Origin of the sequence: Novipirellula rosea, assembly GCF_039541335.1 — a bacterium.
Classification (GTDB): Bacteria; Planctomycetota; Planctomycetia; order Pirellulales; family Pirellulaceae; genus Novipirellula; species Novipirellula rosea.
Genome location: NZ_BAABGA010000120.1, coordinates 288,382 through 308,562 on the forward strand (window position 1 = coordinate 288,382; position 20,181 = coordinate 308,562).

Genomic DNA, 20,181 nt, shown 5'->3' on the forward strand with positions numbered 1-20,181 from the left:
TAAACCACTTTTATTGGCGTATACGGACCAGCAACGTTTCAGTGACCAGCAATCCCATTGCGGCAGCCATCAACCACTGCCACAGCTTTTGATTGCTCTCGAGTTCAACGTCTTTCGATTGTCGCTCGGACTCTTTTCGAACTTCGTTTGACTGTGCTTTCCCGAGTTGAACACCCAACTTTTCGAGTGTCGCCGCATCCATCGGCTCCACATGGCTTTCCGAGTCCGCAAGGTTGACTGCGATCGTTTGTAATTTGCCATCTTGATCCATCCGATAAACGCCCGGACGAGTCAAACGATTGTCAGAGTCCAACGTCGTCGATTCCGGCGCATCGCCCTCGGGTGCTGCGACTCGAGTTGGGTGCCCAGAGGCTTCGTCCAACCGATCGCCAACTCGGTAGCGATTGCCGTCCGCCCGAGCCCGTTGACCTCGATCAAAGATGCTAAACATCAACGGGATAAATTTAGTCGACAGCGACAACTGACTGGCCTGGGGTTGCCATCCCGCAGCCAACACAATCAGATGTCCATCCCCGACGGAATGTTCGATTAACGCAGGATCACCGTCATCAAACTTTGCCAATACCTTCGTGTCAGCAGGTAAACCGTGGATTTCACGATGAGACCAAAACCGCGTTTTGGTAAAGTCATTGAACTGCGGGTCGGCCATCGGCGAGAACACAGGATGTTCGAAATCGATATGAGAAAGCATCGCGTAGTCATCTAGTTTTGCTTCGGAAACTTCGATTCCCGGTGCTTCTTCGTCACCGTTTTCAATCAGAGCGACTAGCGTCGATGACCAGTTTGCATCAGGTTCCGCGAGCACGAGTAACACCGTCCCACCGGCATCCGCATAACGCCCAATCCGTCTCGCCATCGCTTCGTCAAGTGGTTGGGTGACCACCACCAACGGCGTGGTCTTTAGACTGCTAGGTTGAACCGCACTGCCAGGAATCAAATTCGTATCACTGGTGATCGTCACCGTTCGCTGCGGCGTATCAAAGGGAACCTGTTCCAGGTAGTACAGCAAACGGTCTCGCGGATCTTGTTTGTTTTCCTGATCACCCACGAAGACAATGTTGGCGGTTTCCGGTTGCGGCCGCACGAGATAGGCGGCATTGTCGAACGGTTCTTGGTCGCCGCTGAGAACTAACGACGTGACGTTGGCGTCGGGAAGCGGGATCGAGACGGTTCGTGATTCCCCGGGCGGAACATGGACCGGCATCGCGTCGATCGTTTTGTTTTCAGAGGTGGTCCAGGTCAGACGAAAGTCGCTTGCGTTTGTTCCCGCCGCGTTGGAAACGCGGACGCGTCGTTTTTCGGTTCGAGATCCGCCACGTTTGGACGCCGCTCCGATCGGATCGCCCTCGGCATCATTATCCTCGCCAGACGACTGCAATATCCGAACCCAGGCGTTACCCGCGTTGGTGCCTCGAACCGCACGCACGTCCAATTTGACGTTCTCGGGCCAAGTAAAACGCTGCAGACTTTCGATTTCGCTTCCGGATTGCATATCGCTAATCAAGATCAAATTTGCATCGCGTTGATCGCCTTCCTGATCCGCCTCGCTGGCTGCGGCCATGTCGGCAGCGTAAACAAGTGCTCGCCCCAGATCGGAATTTCGCCACGACGGTACGAGATCCTGAAGCGATAACCGAGCGACCGAAAAACGCTGGTCGGCGGCCAATTCGTAGGACTGTTCGAATGGGAACAGCGTCTTGGGGTCATCGTCATAGCCGATGATCGCAAGTTGATCGTTTTTGCCAAGTTCGCCGATCACGCGATCGACTTGCCCGATCGCTTGATCCCAAACGCCCACCCGTTTCATGCTGGCACTGGTATCTATCAGCACCACAAAACGCTGGCCGCTGGCGTCGGAATCGGTAACCGCTTCGGTGCGAAAAAAGGGACGTGCAAACGCCGCGGCGAGTAACAAAATCGCCAGCGAACGAATCAGCAACAGCAACCAATTGTCCAATCGGCTGCGACGCGTCAACTGCGGTGGCGTCGGTTTCAAAAACATCAACGAGCTGAACGCGATGTTCCCTTTGGGTTGACGGCGAATCAAGTGGAACAGGATCGGCAGCCCGATCGCCAACGCTCCGGCAAAATACAACGGGGCTAACAAGCTCATGAAGTGCCTCCGCTGCGAGCGGACCGAGCCAGCATCCCGGCGCGAGCGGCACCACGGGACCGCCGCTGTTGTGAATTCAGTAAATGGAACAACGAATCATGAAGCGGTTCGCGGGTCACGATTTCATGCAAACTGACACCCAAGGAACTGCACACAATCTGCAGCTGTTTTCGGTGTTCGGCAAACTGTTCTTGGTATTGGGCTGCAGCGACCTCAGGATCCAAATAGATTTCGCGTCCGGTTTCCATGTCCAGCACCATGCTGGGCGACTCGAGCTGGAAATCGATTTCCGCCGGATCCAAGGTCCGCAAAATCACGACTTCATGCCCCCGTGATCTTAGGTAGGCCAGATTGGTTCGCAGCGTTTCGGTGGGGGTCAACAAGTCCGAGATCATGATCACCAAACCGCGTCGCCCGACAAGATTGGCAATCTGTTTCAGCGGCGATTCAATGTCAGTCCCTTTGCCGCTTAGCGGGCGTGAAAGTGCCACCAACATTTGATGCAGATGACCGACTCGGCGTCGAGCGGGAATGAACTCGCCAATCGCCTCGTCAAACGTCAGCACACCGACACAATCCCGTTGCAGAGACAGGAAATAGGCGAACGTCGCTGCCAAGGTTCTCGCGTATTCGATCTTGCTATACTCGATCGATCCGTAGCCCATCGAGCGACTTTGATCGACCACTAAATAACAATTGCGATTCGTTTCGTCTTCGAACTTTTTAATATACAGGCGATCGCTGCGGGCAAAACGTTTCCAATCCAAGCCCCGCAGATCGTCCCCGATGGTGTAAGGCCGATACTCACTGAATTCCACCGACGATCCATGCATCGGGCTTCGATGCAGCCCATCGAAAAATCCTTCGACAACCGTTTTGGCCCGCAGTTGCAAATTCTTGATTCGCATGATCGCTGCCGGATCAATCGAGGCAATATCGCCGCGAGAAGGCTGGACCATCATGCCATCTCCGTGGGCACAGTCTGCAACAATTGATCGATTACATTTTCGATCGTGACGCCTTCGGCTTCCGCTTTGTAACTGAGCAAGACTCGATGTCGTAGCGTCGGGTGGGCAAGGGCACGAATGTCATCCATTCGCACGTGGGCATTGCCCGACAGCAGCGCTCGCGCCTTGGCACCGAGCACCAGCGTTTGCGCCGCTCGCAACCCCGCGCCCCAGCTAACCCATTGGTTGATAAAATCGGGAGTTCGGTCGCGATCGGGCCGCGTCGATGCGGCCAAGCGAACCGCATACGCCCCCACTTCCTCGGCAATCGGCACGCGGCGAACGGTTTCATGAAACCGCAAAATGTCTTCGCCTGTAAACAAGGGCTCGATCGGTTCAGCACGCCGCGAGGTCGTTTGCATCACCACCGCCAACTCATCCTTGGGAGGCAGATAATCAATCAGCACGTTGAACATGAAACGATCCAATTGAGCTTCGGGTAGCGGATATGTTCCTTCCATTTCGATCGGGTTTTGTGTCGCCAGCACAAAAAATGGCTCCTCCAGCGGATAGCGACGTCCCGCAGCGGTGACTTGATGCTCCTGCATCGCTTCGAGTAGTGCAGCCTGCGTCTTGGGCGGCGTCCGGTTGATTTCGTCCGCCAAGACGACGTTGGCAAAGATCGGGCCTTTGACAAACGTCATCTTGCGATGCCCACCTCCAGAATCTTCCAAAATCTCGGTACCGGTGATGTCCGCAGGCATCAGGTCCGGAGTGAACTGGATGCGTTGAAATTTCAAGTGAAAGATTTGAGCAACACTGCGGACCAGCAGCGTTTTGGCCAATCCCGGTGCTCCCGTGATCAGACAGTGTCCACCGGCAAATAGGCTGATTAGCAATTGTTCGATCACATCGTGTTGACCGATGATGGTCTTGGAAAGCTCGGCGTAGATTCGCTCGCGGCCATTGCGAATTTGCTCGACCGTGCGTGCTTCCTCTTCCACTGACAATGCTTCAGTGCTCATGCTGCTTTCCTTGATTTGATTTAGAACTCAGTGATTCCTGCCGAACGGTTTCTTAGTGGGTCATCGCGTAGGTCACGATGTTGATGCCCATCGGGTAGGCTTTCTTGACGGAAAACTCTTCAAAATACCATTGGTTCTCGCCTTCGCGTTCCCAGCCGTCACCGAGATCGGTGTTGTGGCAAATGAAGACCATGATCCGTCCCTCGTCGTCGTTGATCGCACGATAATGAGGCGTACTGGTATCGCTTCCATCGGAAGCCCATTCATACGACCCGACCTCGCCCGCCATGCCGCGGCGAGCCGCGTTGATCGCGGGCACTTGCGGCTTCTCTTTCAGGTCATAGACGTTGTGGAAAATCTCGTGCGACAGCGGCACCTCGACCGGATCACGATCGGGAAAGACCCGTTTCAATTCACGACGCATGTTTTCGTATTGCGAATCGCCCCAGAAATCATCGACCATCAAAAAGCCGCCGTTCAAGCAGTATTGGCGGAGTGCAGCGACTTCGGCTTGACTGAAAACCAAGCTGCCCGGTTCGATGATGTAGATGAACGGATAATCAAACAATCGATCATCGGTCAATTCCAGGACGATGGGTTCGGGATTGACCTTCAGCGAGGTCAGTTGTTGCAAACGGAGTGAGAAATTTAGATCGCTGTCGCGGTAATCGGTTGCCCAACCACCGCCGCCTCCGCGTCCGCCATACGAGTCGTATTTGATTCGCACAAAGGTAAACAAATCGCCAGGGAAATTAGGATCGACTTCCCAATCGGGGACGCCATTGCGTTCGGTGTGAGGGCCCGAGTGACGCCACCGCCATCCTCGTTGTGCAACCGCCGCTCCGGCAACAAAGACGAACAGAACGCCGATCAGCAGGAAACGTCGGGTGATCATTTTTCCTCTCCGCTCTCTCTCTGATTCGTTGTGACACTACAGCATCAATAACGGTTGCCGATTCACTGCGAATCCGCCACGATTTCCAACAGCAATCGATGGGCGTCACGGTAACGCGGTGCAGCTTCGAGGGCCGCTAACACGTGCCGTTTGGCAGACGTCGTTTCACCGCTTTGAAGCCAGGCACGGGCGAGCTGGAAATTCAGTGCGGCAGGGTCGATCGGATCCATTTGCAAAAGCGCCTCTAACGGTCGAATCTCTTTCTCTGGCTTCTTCAATTTCGCCGCGGCCACCGCCATGTGCTCGTATCCAAACGGCTGTAGCGGCTGAATCGCCAGCGTCGCTTCGCTGTATTCTAAAACGTGTTGCCAGTCATCGTGTTGCGTTGCGATCTCGATTAAACGCCGGTACGAGGGCAAAGCATCGCTGGAAAGTGCTAAAACTTGCTCGCGAGTCTCACGTTCGCGTTTTTCCTGGCCCAATCGCTGGTAAACGTCAGCCAATAATTCAAGTGGACCTTCCCGCTCTTGCGTTACCGCCCCGAGTTCGACGATTTTCTCGAGTACTGGCAATGCCTTTTGGTCCTGTTTACCCGCAATCCACGCTTCGGCAAGTCGCCGCAATCCCCAATAGTTCGTGGGGTGATCTTCCACCCATTTGGCTAGCTCGTCCGTCGTTGCATCGGCGGGCAAGTCTTCCCGCGACCAATCCGCTTCGGGGGCAAACGCCTCGGCTTTTTCACGTGCGTAGGTTGCGAATTCGACATCAAGTCGATCGAGCGAGCCCACTGATCGCGTCAACGCATCGTCGATCGACAACCCGTCGGCTAAAGAAACAAGGACCGTTATCAGCGATTCAATACCGTGCTTTTCAATCAGGAATTCGATGACCAGCGAGGACTCGTAATAGGCAAACTGAAGATGCAAAGCCGACGGAGGACTCAGAAACGCGGAACTCAACTTGCTGACAGGCGTTAACGATTCACCCAAGATCATCTCGCGATACTGAGGCGTCATCGACTCACCCCACGCAGGATTTCGCATCCGTTCTTCGTAGACCGAAATGCCTTCGCTGAGCCAACGTGGCATTCGGTTCTTGGTTTTCTCGAGTGTCACGACATGACAAAACTCGTGCCACAATACGCTCTTCCAATTGTACGGTCGCTCCCCCTGACTGGCCGGACTATTGGCGGTGATCACACGGCCAAAGCAAACGCCTAAATAACCATCGCCGCCGGGTAACCCGAACGTGCGGATGGCAAAATCTTTCTGCTCGGGAAAGATTTCGACCATGATCGGTGCATCGGGTTGGACGTCATATTTTTCACACAGCGTCGCTCGCGCCTCGGTTAACAACTCAAGCACCGCGTCGCCATATAGGTCTGCTTCCTTGGGATCCATCCGGACGTGAATATCGCCCGATTCTAAAACGCTAAAGCCTTTGATTCGGTCATAAAGCGTCAACAAATTGTGGGCGACAACGTTGTAAGGATCGTCGTCCGCGACCGATTTGGCCAGCGTCCAACCCTTGTCGTCGTTGCCGAGACGTAGCAGGTCTTGAGCGAGTTGGAAATTCGCGGCGTGATAGTCGGGGTCGAATTCGAGGGCGCGACGTTGGTAAGCGGCACCCTCTGCGAACCGGTATTTCTGCGACAAATTGCTGCCGATCAAATAGTCGACACGCGGATTCTTGTTCCAAGTACGGAGTGCTTTGCTACGCATTTCCTGCTCACGCTCGGTGTCGCCTTCGAGATGCGCCATCACGCTACGCAATGCCCAAGCGTCTGGTTCCGACGGATTGATTTTTAACACAGCTGTGATCGCGGCTTCTGCATCGTCATACAGTTCACGGTCCAAGGCCAATTCGGCTTGCATCAACAAGGCCGGAACGTGGTTGGGGTTCAGTTCGAGTGCTCGTTGCAGCGATTCGATGGTGACCTTGGTATCAGACGATTCGAATGCACGCGCTTTCAAGTAGCTGATCCGTGGATCGGTGTCATCGATCCGTTCGGCCTCGGCCAGCGTTTCTGCCGCGACCTTGTAATCGCCTTTTTCTAACGCGAGCTCGGCGGTCGCGATGTAGGCTTCGAGAAAATCGGGATTCGAGTCCCGTACACGGTCGTAAAACATCTCCAGCACTTGGCGGGCATCCTCGCCCTCTTCGACAAAATAGCGGCCCGCCGCGATCAGGTTGTCTCGGCTAGCGAAGCGAAGCGGCGAACTTTGCAAAATTTGAAAAAATCGCTTTCGCTCCTCGTCCGCTCGTTCGGAGAGATTGTTGAAGCGGATCGCTTCGAGCCCCAACATCCTGAGTGTCATGCTGGTGGGGTACCGCCGAATTGCATCCTCGTACGTTTGCAATGCCTCGGCGTATTTGCCTTGTTCCAATTGGCACTGAATCAACAGTCGTGACCATCGTTCATTCCAAATGCCGCTTTCGACTGCCGCCGATGCAACCGCCTCGGCTTCCGTATATTTGCCAATTCGAAATTGATCTTGGGCCGATTCCAGATCGTTGGCGATCGCAGAAACCGCCAACGATGCGAAGCACAGTAACATCGCGAGATGAAATGGAGGGGCAGACAATGGCAAGGCTCCTAGGCGAGGTGGGATCGAGAAGCTGCCTATGATTCTAGCGTGTTCGCAAGCCGCTGTCTGGTTTCGCAAAGAAGCGATTTATGCGGCACGATGGCAAACCACATAGACTACGGGGACTTTACCTGCCGTTTAGCGAGGATGAAAAGCGAAGCGATTCCCAATAGATTGCCGTGGAGGGGGGCTTCGATCCACTGGAAGGAATTTTTAGAAAGCGTCGCTGATTGTCGTTGCCAATCGCTCCCACAGCGATGTCCAAGGAACGTTGATCTTGACGTAGCCCGTCGAACGCATTGCCAATGACGGACGGCTCGGACGGGCGTTCGCTTGATCGCTCGCTCGCAGTCGAACTCGCACTTGATAATACGCAACGCCAGGTCCGTTTCCACGGCTCGACGGATTCACCATTCGCTTGCTCGCCAATTCTTCGGGAATTTTGTCCGTCGACGAGGATGCCACTTCGACCACTTTGCCGCGGAACGCTCCGGGCGATAAGTGAGGCAGCATCAATGAAACCGATTGTCCCTCGCGTACGTAACGCAGGTCTTGCTGGCGTACCAAGGCGATCGCATCATATTGCCCCGGTTCTCCCAAGCTGCCGAACTCGGTTCCCGCTTCGATCCAAGCTCCACGATTTTGCATTGCTAGCGCAGTGCTCTCCCACGTCCTTAGCTCGTGAGTATTGCGGATGTTCTGCACACGATGAGCGGCCGAGAAAACGACTCCGGATGCGGGAGCCACGATTTCCAATTGCGACGCTTCGGAAGCAAGCAGTTGTAACTGATGCTGGCTCGAGTCAATCGATTTGGACACCACCAAGATGCGATCTGAAATTTGTCGAGTCGTGGGGCGGACACTTTGCAAACTCGTCAGCTCGGTCTGCAACGCCTGCAATCTCGTTTGCTCTTCCACAATCGACAGCATCAGATCGGGATTCGTCAACTTTGCGATCACGTCACCCTGTTTCACCAGTGAACCTTCTCGAATACCGTCGACGATCCGTCCTGGCGAGGTTGCCACGATCGGTTGGGAATTCGAAATGCCGATGGTCATGGGGGCCTTGATCCGGTGTGGTAGCGGAATCCAAAACGCGGCGGCAATCACTGATGTCACAATCACCCCGATGGCGATGGGACGCCGCAGCAGCCCCAATCGGTTTCGTCGGCGGGATGGCGGGGGGACGAAAACCGCTCGCAGCCATCGGCTGACGCCTAACATCAGGACCAATAACAACAGAATCCCGACGACAGACCCTAAATCCACTCGTTCCGCTTGGCGATAGACCCACATCCCCAACGTGGCATAGACCAATATTCGATAGACCAAACTGGCAACCCAGTACATTCGCAATCGAGCGGGCGACAGATGACTCGCCAAGCGATTTGCGGATTCGATACGTGCGTCCGCCAAGGCATCGTTCCATATCAATCGTCGTAGCCACGTTTGCATCGAAACGGACGCTTGCGAAGCAAGATTGGGAACGCCTATCCAATCCGAGAGAATGTAGTAACCGTCGTAGCGGAGCAGCGGATTGCCATTGAACACCACGGTGCTGACCGAACCGACGAACATCACCGTGACGCAAAGATCGCGAAGGAGCGAATCGGTAAGCAGCAACCAAAATAACATTGCAATCGCAGCGACGAACAATTCGGCCATCATGCCGGCGCTCGACACCATAATCCGTTTCCAACGTTGTTTCAGTAACCAGGCGTCTGACACGTCGCAATACAGTACCGGCATGCCAAACAACAACATCACCCCGATTTGACGGCACTCGGCTCCGAACCATTTGCATGTCACTGCGTGAGCGATTTCATGCAGCAATTTCAAACCGAATATCACGGCGATCAGTAACACGCCCCAATCTGCGACAGGCTCGCGTGTCACCGCATCGAGATGCATGGCAATTTGATCGAAATACACCACGGCTGTCGCGGCCATGATGATCGTGAATGCAATTGCAGCGATTCGCACCGGCAAGGAGAAAATCGCTCGCAAACACGGCAGCAAGCGGTCAAGCTCTTGGTCGACCGCAATGCCGGGCAAACGAATCGCCAACGGTTCATGCCACCAGCGACGTGATGCCTTCGTTTGCAGTGTCGTTTGATTCGGGGATGCGTGGTCGTCAAAATCCGTGTCGTCGTCGACTGCATCACGGCCCTCTTCGCTGCCTGTCAGCAAACCGCTGCGAAGTGCTTCGGCGAAAAATTCGACCACGGACTCGGGTGAAACGTATTGCGGTGCAAATAGCGACTTGCACTCCTGAGTGATTTCGCTCAGCGAACGCGTGCCATCGGCGAGTTGCAGCAGGCTACGGTCTCGCTCACTGAGATGAAAATACTCGTTGGCAAACGGATCTTTGGCAATCCAAGCGACGTGGGCTCCCATTTCGGTACGTTGCCACTTCAGATCAGGACGCAACCGCAAACGATTCGCCGACACGCTCATGGCATCCTCAAATGCATCGTCATTCGCATCCCCGGAAGCACTGCGTCATCGGGGTTATCGAACTCTATGGTGAAACGTACTTGCTGATTCACGGGATCTATTTCGGGACTGACAAAGACGATGTCGCCAGTTCGCTCGATCACGTTTCCGCCAGAATCATGCAGGAAAAGGGTTGGCGAATCGACCGTCAACAATGGCTTTCTGAGCTTGGCGTCGACGTAGCCTTCGGCGCGAAGCCGACGCAGTCCCACCAACCGCACGACGGGGTCGCCGGCCCGAACCCAATCGCCTCGACGCCGCATCACGTCGACCACCGTGGCGTCAAACGGAGCGACGACGTTGTGGTGATCGAGAAGCAGTTCGGCGAGTTCACTTTGGTTTTGATGTCGTTGCTGCTCGAGAATTTCGATCTCGTGTTGATGTGCCGATTGAGACATTTGGATTTCGGCTTCATCGACTGCAATCTTTTGCACCCTCTCGGCCTGTTTTTCCGAATCGACGTTGAGTTGGTCGATTTGTCGTTCAAAACGAGCTTGCTCTTTTTCGAGTCTCGCTCGTTCATAAGCAAGACTTAATCCATCAATTTCCGATTGTGAAACACTGTCGATGTAGCGTTTGCGTGCGTCGAATGCCCTTGCCAATTCGTTTTTAGCGACCGCTTCGGCCTTGGTCGCAGCCAACACTCGCAAGTCATTGCTCGCCTTCTGTGTTGCGATCGTCACGTCGACCGATTGTTGTTTGCCGAGTTGTTGTTGTCGTCGGTACGCCTTTTCAGCTAACGCGACGGTGGAGGGATCGTCTGCTTTGGCGGTCGCAATTGCCAGCTCGATTTTGGCGAGTCGCTGTTGCAGTTCCGCACGCCGACGGTCGAGCGTCGCAAGAATGTCGCCACGTTTTACAGTCATGCCTTCATGAACCGCCAACGTGTCAATCGCTCCGGTTTCAAGTGACGGCACCTGAACTTCGTTTACCACAACCACGATCAAGTCTTCGATCTTCAGCGAATCCGTTTCAGCGTATAACGGATTTGCCGACACGGAAAACGCAATAATCGTAAGCACATGGGTCAGGGCGCGATAATTGTTCATAATCAAAATCCTCTTACGTCTACAGCGTTGCCACGAAAAGGCGTTCTATAGCGTCGTACGCCACCACTGAATCAATCCACGAAACCAAACAAACCCGATCGCTCGACGTCCCGTCCATATCTCCACTGTCGCGGTCGCTCCGGTTCGTAGCGATTTCAGCGCCGCAGCATCGGTGTCTGCCGGACGAACGAGCCCCTTGATCACCCAGTCGCCTTGGACGCTCCTTTGAGTAACGTTGTCTAATTGAGTGAGCGTCGCATCATGAATGTTCTGCGGACTCGAGCGAAGTGAAAATCGACAACGGCGTTTCGCTTCCTGATCCGACTGCAACAGATAACCGAAATCAGAATCGTTCACCTCGATTTCAAGCTCCCAACCTGCCTCGGGTGAATACACCTCGGCCAGGAATTGACCTCGGGCGATCGGACGCGATGCCAAATTCTCTCGCATGTTCCAATGATCGATCTTGCCCGCGATGGGGCTTCGCACGACGAGTTGTTGTTGCTGTGCGACCACCAAATCGTGTTGCAAAAGCAATCCTTCGAGCTTTGTCTTCAGCACCTGCTCGTCTGCCGAACGGTTTCGCTCGCGAATTTCGCTTGGCGACGAACCACGGCCTGCAACGATCGCAGCCAAACTGGTTTGCAATGCCGCAATTTCCCCTTCGATTTGCTGCTGTTTCGTATCCAAGTCATGGCTGCGAATCACCATCAACGTTGCTGCTTCGTTCACAGACGAACCGTTGTCGACGAGCAACTCGGTGACCACGCCATCGGCCGGAGCGTAAACGTTGTGACGCTGTTTTGCTACGACGCGTCCTTCGGCCGGGATCCAGAAATCGACCCGAATCAACGATATCAAAATTGCCGCCGTTGCGACGACGAGAGCGATCACGGTCGCTTTTTTAGCGAATCGCATGGAGAGCCATGGATCGATCCACGAGCGTAAACTGACTGCGTCTCGACGAATCGCTTGCGTCAATGCGTCCGCAACCACGTCACGCAGGTCGGCAAAGGAACCATCGTTATCACGCGATGATACCGTAAACTGCTCGAGTACAATCACGGCCGCATCGGTAAGATTGTTTAGCGGGATCGGTTCGATTGCGATCGCACGAGATCCCGATTCAATCAGATAGGCTTCGAGCGTCTCACGCAGCGGATCGGGGACGTCGTCGCCACGCCCGACAACGAACTCGATTGATTTGCCGTGACTTGCGACCTGAGCGGCAAGGTTTTGCATCAATCGAGCGAGTCGACTACGACGATCGACATTCTTACTGGTCGAACATGAAACCAATCGATAGGCGGAACTCGACTTGCCACCGCGGCGATGCAGGATGCTGGCTCGGTCGGCACCGACGTACTTGGCAACCGCTCGCCCCACGTGAGCAAACGAATCGTTGATCCCGATGCCGTGATGCAGTTGACCGACAACATGATCCCGAGCGTGGCGTCTCGCTAGATGGGACTGCAATGCGTCGGCTTCGTGACGTAAGAAAGCGAGGGTCGCGGATTCGAGTACAGCCTTACTCATTTCGGCGATCGGTGGCTGGATTGCCACGTGCACCGAGTCGGACCATCGGACCTCGATTCCGACCACACTGTCATGGGATACACGGGCCTGTGTGATGCATGTTTGGGCGTGGTCATACCAAAGCGAAGCGGCAGTAAAATCACCTTGGTCGATTGCCACAGCTGATTCGGGTGACCTGTCTTGATGAACGTCAATCCCGGATCTAGCCAAGACATGACGTTCGCCATGTTGGTCGGACCAAACGACCACGCTTCGTGATTTTGCAGTCTGCTGCGTCGCGTCGGCAAGTTCTTGAAAGAACGTTGGCGCCGGCAACGCCGCGTGCGACAAGCGATCGACGTGGCGGACAAGCGATTCCGCATCCTTCCACGTTTGCTCGGCTCGATGCTGGGGGTTGGACATGACGCAATGGGCTAGTTGACTGCAAACGGGGATCGTTGGAAGCGTGTTCATTTTAACCACGATTCCCGAGTTTCCCGCCTCCGGAACGCATGTTTCACGGGACTTATTGTGTCGATCGTGCGAATCATCCCGAATTCGCTCAATGTAGTCTTCGTGAATGTACGAATAAGGGTAATTGTACGGATTGGTCTGATTGTGCGGGGAATCTGCCTCGCTCGACCAAAACGAGAAACGGAAAACAAAGTGCTGCGACGTTCAACACGCACTGACGGAATCACATCAGCAAGGCGAGGCGGCCCGTTGCGTCCGATCGCGTTGACGATGCTGGTGTGCGCCGTTGGCGTGATTGCGGCGATCGGTTGTCAAACACACCGGAATTTTTCCGAGACGATCGCCAACGACACCTCCTCGATCGATACGATCATGCAAATGGTCGACGCGGGAGCTCCTGCGATCACGTTCCCAGACGTCTCAGCCACTCCACTGACCCTACGCTCGATCGAAGATTTTGCCACGCTGCAATATCGGGACATGTCGTTGCAGGAAACGATTCACACGGCGCTGCAGCACTCGCAAGTGATGCGTGATTTGGGGGCCACGATTCTTCGTGCTCCGCAAACCGTGGTGACCGATCAAACCAAACCGCTTGCCGAACTGGACCCTCAAACCAGTATTGAATCCGCGTTGGCCGCCTATGACGCTCAGTTCTATGCGCTTGGCAAATGGCAGAATAATGATCGCCGATTCAACAACCGGTTCTTTGGTGGTGGCGCGAACGCGTTCAAGCAAGACACGCATGACTATGTCTTTCAGCTATCCAAACGGACTGCCACGGGCGCCGAGTTTGCTGTTCGCAACGTTATCGATTACGACGCCAACAATGCCACCGGCAATCTGACCGACAGCGCCTGGCAAAGTCAGATCCATGCCGAGATGCGGCAACCATTAATGCAAGGCGGCGGGCTGCAATTCAATCGCATCGCAGGCCCGGCGGCACAGCCCGGGATTTATGCAGGCGTTTTGATCGCCAAAGTGAACAACGACATCACCTCGGCCAAGTTTCGCCAAGGGGCGCGCGATTACATCAGCAATGTAATCAACGCCTACTGGGATCTGTATTTTGCCTATCGCGACCTCGACGCAAAACGCGATGCTCTCGAGCGAAGCCGAGAAACGTGGCAAAACTATGAGGCCCAGAAATCGAGCAATCGCAAAGCCGGCGCGAGCGAAGCGTTTGCACGTGAACAGTACTTTCGTTTCCAAAGCGAATTGCAAGATGCGGTTGCGGGCAAGTTGATCCAGCGAACGCAGGTTAACAACTCCACTTCGGGAGGCACGTTCGCAGGTCAAGGAGGCGTTTTGGCGTCCGAGAGACGGCTGAGGCTGTTGATCGGATTGCCGCTCAGCGATGATGCACTGATTCGTCCCAATGACGAACCACTCCATGCCCCGATGACGTTTGATTGGGACTCGATTTCGATCGAAGCGATTCGGCTTCGCAGCGAACTGCAGCAACAACGGCTGCTCGTCAAGCGACGCGAGATGGAAGCACTGGCGGCAAAGAACTTTCTGATGCCGACTCTCGATCTTGTTACGATCTACCGCGTCCGAGGTTTGGACCAAGGTCTCGCTGGCGATAACTCGGCCTTTAAACAACTGGGAACGCTGGATTATCAAGAGTACGAAGCGAGTCTGGAACTGAAGCTGCCCGTCGGATTTCGGCAAGGCTATTTGGCGGTTCGTCATGCCAAGTCGCAATTGGCACGCGAACACGCAGTGCTCGAAGAACAAGAGCGGCAGATCTTGCACGACCTTGCTGCGGTGGTCGGCGAAAGCGATCGCGCGTTTACGCAAATGGAAACCAATCTGAATCGCTATCTCGCCGCTCGCGATGCGCTGCAGATCCTGGACGTGAATCGTGCGGAGGGGTTGCCGGTGAATCTCGAACAATTGCTCGATGCGCAGCGACGTGTCACCGAGGCTCAATCACGATACTTTCTGTCGATGGTCGAGTACACCGTGGCGGCTAAGAACGTCCAGTTCGAAAAAGGGACGCTCTTGCAGACCGCCAATCTATTTTTGGTCGACGAAACCACGTCGCCCATCCTGTTGGCTGACCCCCTCGGCGATTCGGCCGGTACACCCGCGGACGCGTCGTAAGGTTCGCGGTTGCCAAGACGTGAGTGAGGGGGGGCGTATCTTTCGTGGTGCGGCAACTTCGTGCCGGCGCTCGCGAAACATCGGCATCGTTTGTGTATATTGGCCACGCTGGCAAACGTTGGCTGTCGTTTGAAACCCTCTCGTTTACCCCACCCGCTGAACCCACCCGCATTATGTCATCACACTCACTTCGATCGCTTTGTGCGTTACTGTTTACTCTGATTTTGGTCGCTCCGACGTACGGGGGGACCACAACGTGGGACGGGAAAAACGACACCAGCCGAATCGAAGTGACGGTCGTCTACTTTGTCCCCGCGGATCGTCAATCGTTGCCCGATTGGAAAGATCGCGTCCAGTACTATGCCCGCCGATTGGAACAGTTCCACGCTCGTGAGTTTGGCGACCAATCCAAGTTGACGGTGACCGTCCACCCCGAACCCTTTGTGTCCAAGGAAACGACTGAAACGCTTCGCGAAGGGGACGCGAACAAGATTTACTTTCGCACGTTAAGCGAAGTTGATCGGACGCTCGCATTTGCGCAGAACAAGCCCGAAGAGCGAGACGCGTTTCCAATCCTGCTCGTTCTAAGCGAAATCAATTGGCGACCGCTGGACGACTTCTATCGCTTGCACCCCGAGGGGGGAAAGTTGGTCTTTGAAGGCAACTTAAACCAAGGACAACATTTTCCTGGCGCGACCTCAGGAGGGGCACGGGCAGCCTATCTGGCCAATCGTGGCGTCGGTTGGGGATTGGTCAGCGGTGATGGATGGCGGGTGCCCTATCGCGGCACTGACTGCGTTGTCTATCACGAAGGCTGCGGGCACACCGTGGGATTACCGCACCCAGAACCGGGCAATGGTTCGGTGATGAGCATGGGACAATACCGCGGTTGGATCAGCGAATCATGGCTCGACAAAGAACAGAAAAGTCGGATGGGATGGGAGCCTGCGTCCCCTGAATCGCTTGAGGACAAAAGCGACGAACCGTCGTTAGCACTTGAGCTGTTTACGCGTTTTCGAGCGATTCCCGAGCCGATGGTGCCTAAACCGAATCAAGACGTACGCTTGAAATTGGATTGGCCTGCAGGCGTACAAGTCAAATCACTTCGCGTTCGCTATCAAACGGCAATCGACGCACCTTGGATCGATGTTCCTAACGTCGTTTCCGCCGCACAACCGGAAACGGTTTCGCTTGGACGTTTTGACCGTGAGATTCCAATCAGCTATCGCGTCGATGCCGAACTCCATTCGGGTGAAACCGCTGAGATCTGGGGGTATCTACAAGTGCGATCCGAAGCGAATCAGAATCCGTTGCCGCGAAGGCTCTCAGATGATCTTTTTCAGACACGCACATCCGTGATCTCGGGCGATTCATCGGACTCAGGCGATACATCGGACTCAAAAGTCATTGCCCCGTTTCCAGCCAACGCAGTCGATTTGCTGTCATTGATCGATCCTTCGCATGCATTTACAACTGGCGAATGGACAAAACGCGATGGAAAACTGGAAAGTAGCAAAGGCTACGGAGTCCGCATCGAACTGCCCTACACTCCGCCCGCCGAGTATCGAATCGTTGCGATCGTGGAACCGCTTGATCCGCCCGACGCTTTGTTGTTTGGATTGAGGGCGAGTGACAAGCGATTCGCAGCCTTATTCAATTATGGCAAAACGGATGTCGCCAAGTCTGCGATCGAGAACATCGACAACAAGAATGTGGGCAACCAAACCACCTTCTCTGGCAACTTGTTCAAACAGAACCAAATGTCACAAGTGGTCGTGGAGGTACGAGGTGAGCGTGTGCAGATGTCGGTCGATGGACATCGGATCGTGGATTGGCAAGGCGACGCTTCGCGTTTGTCGCTCTCGGATTACTGGTCGACACCGAACGATCAAGCGTTGATGTTGGGATGTTACGATTGCCGCTACCGCTTCCACCGCATCACGCTTGAGCCGATCCGTGGCAAAGGTAGCGAACACGTTCAAAAGTAGCGAAGAAGCGATCACCGGCTAGAAACCGGGGCGATTCATCTTGACTTCCGCGGCAAAAATTACGGACTGTCAGCCGAGACTGCCAGCTTTCTTTAGGAAATCTGGCTAAATTTCCGAAAATAGGAGTTTGTCTCAGTGACCCCTCGGTTGTTGATTTCCGCGTTTTTCACTTTCGTTTCGCTCGTCGTTTCCGTAATCGGGACGGTGGAGGCTCAGGGCGTTTACTCCGCCGGCCCCAATGTGATCGTCAACAATTCCGGCTCGTTTGATCCCTATTCGGCTCAGACGTCGGCGGGAGGTGGCAATTTGTTCAGCGGCGGTAACATGTTCTCGTTCCCGTCGATCGGTGGTTTTGTGCCGAACATGGAACAGCGAATTGCCGACCGGCTATGGATTCGCGGCGAATATCTGTATTGGGAAGCCTCCGGGATGGATACGCCTCCGTTGGTGACAACGAGCCCCGATGGGACGCCACAAAACCGCGCGGGAATTCTCGGCGAATCAGGGACCGCTGTGCTGTTTGGCGGCGGCGAACTGAATGACGGCGGACACAGCGGGTTTCGCGGCAAAGCGGGGTTTTGGATCACTCCGCAAGGCTCGTTTGCGATCGAAGGCGAATACTTTGGTCTGTTCGACGACGGCGACGGTTTCTCGGCTGCAGGCGATGGGTCGCCTATTTTGGCGAGGCCCTTTTTTGATACGACCAATGACCGAGAAACCGCCCAACTCGTCTCCTATCCCGGTGTCGTTAACGGTGCCCTCAATATCAGTTCCGACACCGATCTTCAATCGGCCATGATCAACGTGCGAGCCGCGCTGATGCCAACGTTTGCCGGTTGCAACAACGGCGGCGGACTCGATCGCGTCGATTGGATCATCGGCTATCGCAATCTGCAACTTGATGATCGCCTGTCGTTCTCTGAGTCGCTTTCGTCCCAAGTTGTCGGCGTGCCAGGCACGATCGAACTGAGCGAGCAATTCAGTACCGAGAACCGGTTCAATGGACTGCAGCTCGGCGTGATTCACCAGGCGACGTTCGACCGCGCCTGGCTCGAATCGACCATGCGAGTTGCCGTCGGTACGAACACTCAGCGAGTCAATATCTCGGGCACCACCTCGATCACCGAAAATGGCGTCACCGAACGTTATCCCGGTGGCCTGCTGACGCAAACCAGCAACATCGGTTCGTATCGTGACAAAGAGTTCACGATGATCCCTGAACTTGGATTGACGCTCGGTGTTCGCATCACCAGTTGGTTTCATGCCACGGTCGGCTATTCGCTACTCTACTTTCCCAACGTCGTCCGCGCTGGGGATCAAATCGATCGCAACGTGAACCCGAATCTGATTCCCGAACCCAACAATCCCGTCACCGGTTCGCTCCGCCCGCAATTCAGTTTTGTCGAAACGGATTACTGGGCGCAAGGCATTAACTTCGGTGGCCAATTGCAATTCTAAGTTACGGGCACTGTTGCGGTGCATCTTAGGTGCCGCGTTCCGTGTACAGTCTCAATTTCAAGCGGCACGGCGGGCCGTCTGCACCGAACGCGTGCTGATTCGTGTCAATCCGTGACGAACCAAACGCCACCCCGGCGCAACGGAAACCACAGCAAGATTGATGCGACAGAAAAATGGTCAGACCTAACTTGCAGTTTCCTCATCTTTCTGTAGCCCATTTTCTTGTTCTCTTTTGAACGCGTGATAAAGCGGCGTCCAACGCTGCAGCTCAACCGAGTGCGCCGGGTGCATCTGGTTGCACGGGCCACCTCAAGTTCGGTGACTTCAACCGACGTGGCTTCAACGCTAATCGCACACTAATCAGAACCCATGTGAGGCGACCGGCCGCGCAACGAGCATGCCAGACGGCGCGACCAACACATCGACCAATGACGCACCGTTGAGGCAAACACAGAACGGTTTACCAATCGAGTCAGGCTTAACGGTTTCATAAAACGGCATGCCACACCATTCCTGCGTGAAGTCTTCGGTGAATCGACCGAGAGTTGTTGGGATGGGATCACCACCGATTACCGGAACGAGAACGGTGTCGGTCAGTGACAACACACCAGCCACGACGTTGCCGAAGAAGCGAATCTCGGTGTTGGCGAAATTGTCTTGCGCCATCCGCATCACGCGTTCGTAATGGAAGATGGTATCAATTACCAATGCTTAGGTCGCCCAACGGTTAGAACATCCGTCGCCGCCGTGAACGAAGACAACGACATTGATTAACGAGTGATTCTACCAACAGGACGCACGTTGAACAAAGACTGCAGGCGATTGCGAAGCAACTTTGCGGATGTTCTTTGTTGGTGGGCAAGTCTAGGGTCAACCCGATTTTGTCTCACCAGAATCAACGTCGTTTTGGATTCCATCCACAATCGCATCAAACCATGTTTTCAAGCAGGCCAAACCGCAAAACGATAAATCAAATTGGCCGCCTGGTAGATCGTTAACGACCCGAATATCCGCACTGTCAGACATGTCGGTTTGCGTGCCGTGATATCCAACGTTCATGAACGCCAAATGCCTAGAATCGTCAGAATCATCATGGATGCTATTTCGCCGTGACTCGTCCAGAAGCAATGCGCCCGCTGAAACGTATGCGACGCCATTTGAGATCGGCCCTGCACAGTGAAAACATGTGCCAGGGGGTTTAGAGCTTGACTTAGTCATTAGTCCAGCGAGACGCTGCCTTTGATCAACCAACGGTGTTATGTACGACTCGGTGTCGTAACTTTATGGGGAAGCGACTCCATGCTGAAGACTCACTTTTAATTGCCCTGATTTTAATGCACTTTTGTTGGCGAGGTACGGTTCATTGCCGCAAGTTCTTTCGGTTTGTTCGCTCTTGCTGTTCCCGCGTAACCCAGCGGAGTGAGTCACTCCACTGCTCCTCCGGCGGAATCGATAGCGTCACAAATTCTCGTCGCTCCATCGTCGCTGCCTAACCCGGTTCAC

13 protein-coding genes are annotated in these 20,181 nt (G+C 54.6%); 3 read left to right on the forward strand and 10 right to left on the reverse strand.

Annotated elements, in window-relative coordinates; all coding sequences use genetic code 11:
- Window positions 1–10: 10 nt before the first annotated feature.
- From ABD971_RS33385 to ABD971_RS33420, 8 genes are all read right to left on the reverse strand, one after another.
- Window positions 11–2,134: a BatA domain-containing protein gene (locus ABD971_RS33385; RefSeq protein WP_345327977.1), complete on the reverse strand. Its 2,124-nt coding sequence runs from the start codon at window positions 2,132–2,134 to the stop codon at window positions 11–13.
- On the reverse strand, window positions 2,131–3,093 hold the full coding sequence (locus tag ABD971_RS33390; RefSeq protein WP_345327978.1) for a DUF58 domain-containing protein: 963 nt from the start codon (window positions 3,091–3,093) through the stop codon (window positions 2,131–2,133). The genes ABD971_RS33385 and ABD971_RS33390 overlap by 4 nt, the downstream gene beginning before the upstream one ends.
- Window positions 3,093–4,106 (reverse strand): AAA family ATPase, encoded by a 1,014-nt coding sequence (locus ABD971_RS33395; protein WP_339936256.1) that lies wholly within the window; start codon window positions 4,104–4,106, stop codon window positions 3,093–3,095. The genes ABD971_RS33390 and ABD971_RS33395 overlap by 1 nt, the downstream gene beginning before the upstream one ends.
- 52 nt (window positions 4,107–4,158) lie before the next feature.
- Window positions 4,159–5,001 (reverse strand): DUF4159 domain-containing protein, encoded by an 843-nt coding sequence (locus ABD971_RS33400; RefSeq protein ID WP_339936258.1) that lies wholly within the window; start codon window positions 4,999–5,001, stop codon window positions 4,159–4,161.
- A gap of 62 nt (window positions 5,002–5,063) precedes the next feature.
- Window positions 5,064–7,586 (reverse strand): tetratricopeptide repeat protein, encoded by a 2,523-nt coding sequence (locus tag ABD971_RS33405; protein WP_345327979.1) that lies wholly within the window; start codon window positions 7,584–7,586, stop codon window positions 5,064–5,066.
- A 216-nt stretch (window positions 7,587–7,802) separates the two neighbouring features.
- Window positions 7,803–10,046, reverse strand: coding sequence for a site-2 protease family protein (locus tag ABD971_RS33410; RefSeq protein WP_345327980.1), 2,244 nt, complete (start codon window positions 10,044–10,046; stop codon window positions 7,803–7,805).
- Window positions 10,043–11,134 (reverse strand): efflux RND transporter periplasmic adaptor subunit, encoded by a 1,092-nt coding sequence (locus ABD971_RS33415; protein WP_345327981.1) that lies wholly within the window; start codon window positions 11,132–11,134, stop codon window positions 10,043–10,045. The genes ABD971_RS33410 and ABD971_RS33415 overlap by 4 nt, the downstream gene beginning before the upstream one ends.
- Window positions 11,135–11,179: 45 nt before the next feature.
- On the reverse strand, window positions 11,180–13,072 hold the full coding sequence (locus ABD971_RS33420; RefSeq protein WP_345327982.1) for an efflux RND transporter periplasmic adaptor subunit: 1,893 nt from the start codon (window positions 13,070–13,072) through the stop codon (window positions 11,180–11,182).
- Window positions 13,073–13,393: 321 nt separating this feature from the next.
- Between ABD971_RS33420 and ABD971_RS33425 the strand changes: the two genes are divergently transcribed.
- From ABD971_RS33425 to ABD971_RS33435, 3 genes are all read left to right on the forward strand, one after another.
- Window positions 13,394–15,232, forward strand: coding sequence for a TolC family protein (locus tag ABD971_RS33425; RefSeq protein WP_345328519.1), 1,839 nt, complete (start codon window positions 13,394–13,396; stop codon window positions 15,230–15,232).
- A gap of 173 nt (window positions 15,233–15,405) precedes the next feature.
- Window positions 15,406–17,220, forward strand: coding sequence for a hypothetical protein (locus ABD971_RS33430; protein WP_345327983.1), 1,815 nt, complete (start codon window positions 15,406–15,408; stop codon window positions 17,218–17,220).
- Window positions 17,221–17,355: 135 nt separating this feature from the next.
- The gene (locus tag ABD971_RS33435; protein WP_345327984.1) at window positions 17,356–18,678 is read left to right on the forward strand and encodes a BBP7 family outer membrane beta-barrel protein; all 1,323 of its coding nucleotides are present in this window, start codon (window positions 17,356–17,358) and stop codon (window positions 18,676–18,678) included.
- A gap of 360 nt (window positions 18,679–19,038) precedes the next feature.
- Here ABD971_RS33435 and ABD971_RS33440 read toward each other — a convergent pair whose 3' ends face one another.
- Together ABD971_RS33440 and ABD971_RS33445 are read right to left on the reverse strand one after the other, a co-directional pair.
- A complete protein-coding gene (locus ABD971_RS33440; protein WP_345327985.1) occupies window positions 19,039–19,386 on the reverse strand; it encodes a hypothetical protein in 348 nt (115 codons plus the stop codon).
- Between the two features lie 162 nt (window positions 19,387–19,548).
- On the reverse strand, window positions 19,549–19,737 hold the full coding sequence (locus tag ABD971_RS33445) for a hypothetical protein (RefSeq protein ID WP_345327986.1): 189 nt from the start codon (window positions 19,735–19,737) through the stop codon (window positions 19,549–19,551).
- Window positions 19,738–20,181 lie beyond the last annotated feature (444 nt).

Excerpts from the sequence above, each read along its gene's own strand:
- ABD971_RS33385 (WP_345327977.1), bottom strand. The coding sequence starts at position 2,134 with ATGAGCTTGTTAGCCCCGTTGTATTTTGCCGGAGCGTTGGCGATCGGG.
- ABD971_RS33390 (WP_345327978.1), bottom strand. The coding sequence starts at position 3,093 with ATGGTCCAGCCTTCTCGCGGCGATATTGCCTCGATTGATCCGGCAGCG.
- ABD971_RS33395 (WP_339936256.1), bottom strand. The coding sequence starts at position 4,106 with ATGAGCACTGAAGCATTGTCAGTGGAAGAGGAAGCACGCACGGTCGAG.
- ABD971_RS33400 (WP_339936258.1), bottom strand. The coding sequence starts at position 5,001 with ATGATCACCCGACGTTTCCTGCTGATCGGCGTTCTGTTCGTCTTTGTT.
- ABD971_RS33410 (WP_345327980.1), bottom strand. The coding sequence starts at position 10,046 with ATGAGCGTGTCGGCGAATCGTTTGCGGTTGCGTCCTGATCTGAAGTGG.
- ABD971_RS33415 (WP_345327981.1), bottom strand. The coding sequence starts at position 11,134 with ATGAACAATTATCGCGCCCTGACCCATGTGCTTACGATTATTGCGTTT.
- ABD971_RS33420 (WP_345327982.1), bottom strand. The coding sequence starts at position 13,072 with ATGTCCAACCCCCAGCATCGAGCCGAGCAAACGTGGAAGGATGCGGAA.
- ABD971_RS33425 (WP_345328519.1), top strand. The coding sequence starts at position 13,394 with ATGCTGGTGTGCGCCGTTGGCGTGATTGCGGCGATCGGTTGTCAAACA.
- ABD971_RS33430 (WP_345327983.1), top strand. The coding sequence starts at position 15,406 with ATGTCATCACACTCACTTCGATCGCTTTGTGCGTTACTGTTTACTCTG.
- ABD971_RS33445 (WP_345327986.1), bottom strand. The coding sequence starts at position 19,737 with ATGAACGTTGGATATCACGGCACGCAAACCGACATGTCTGACAGTGCG.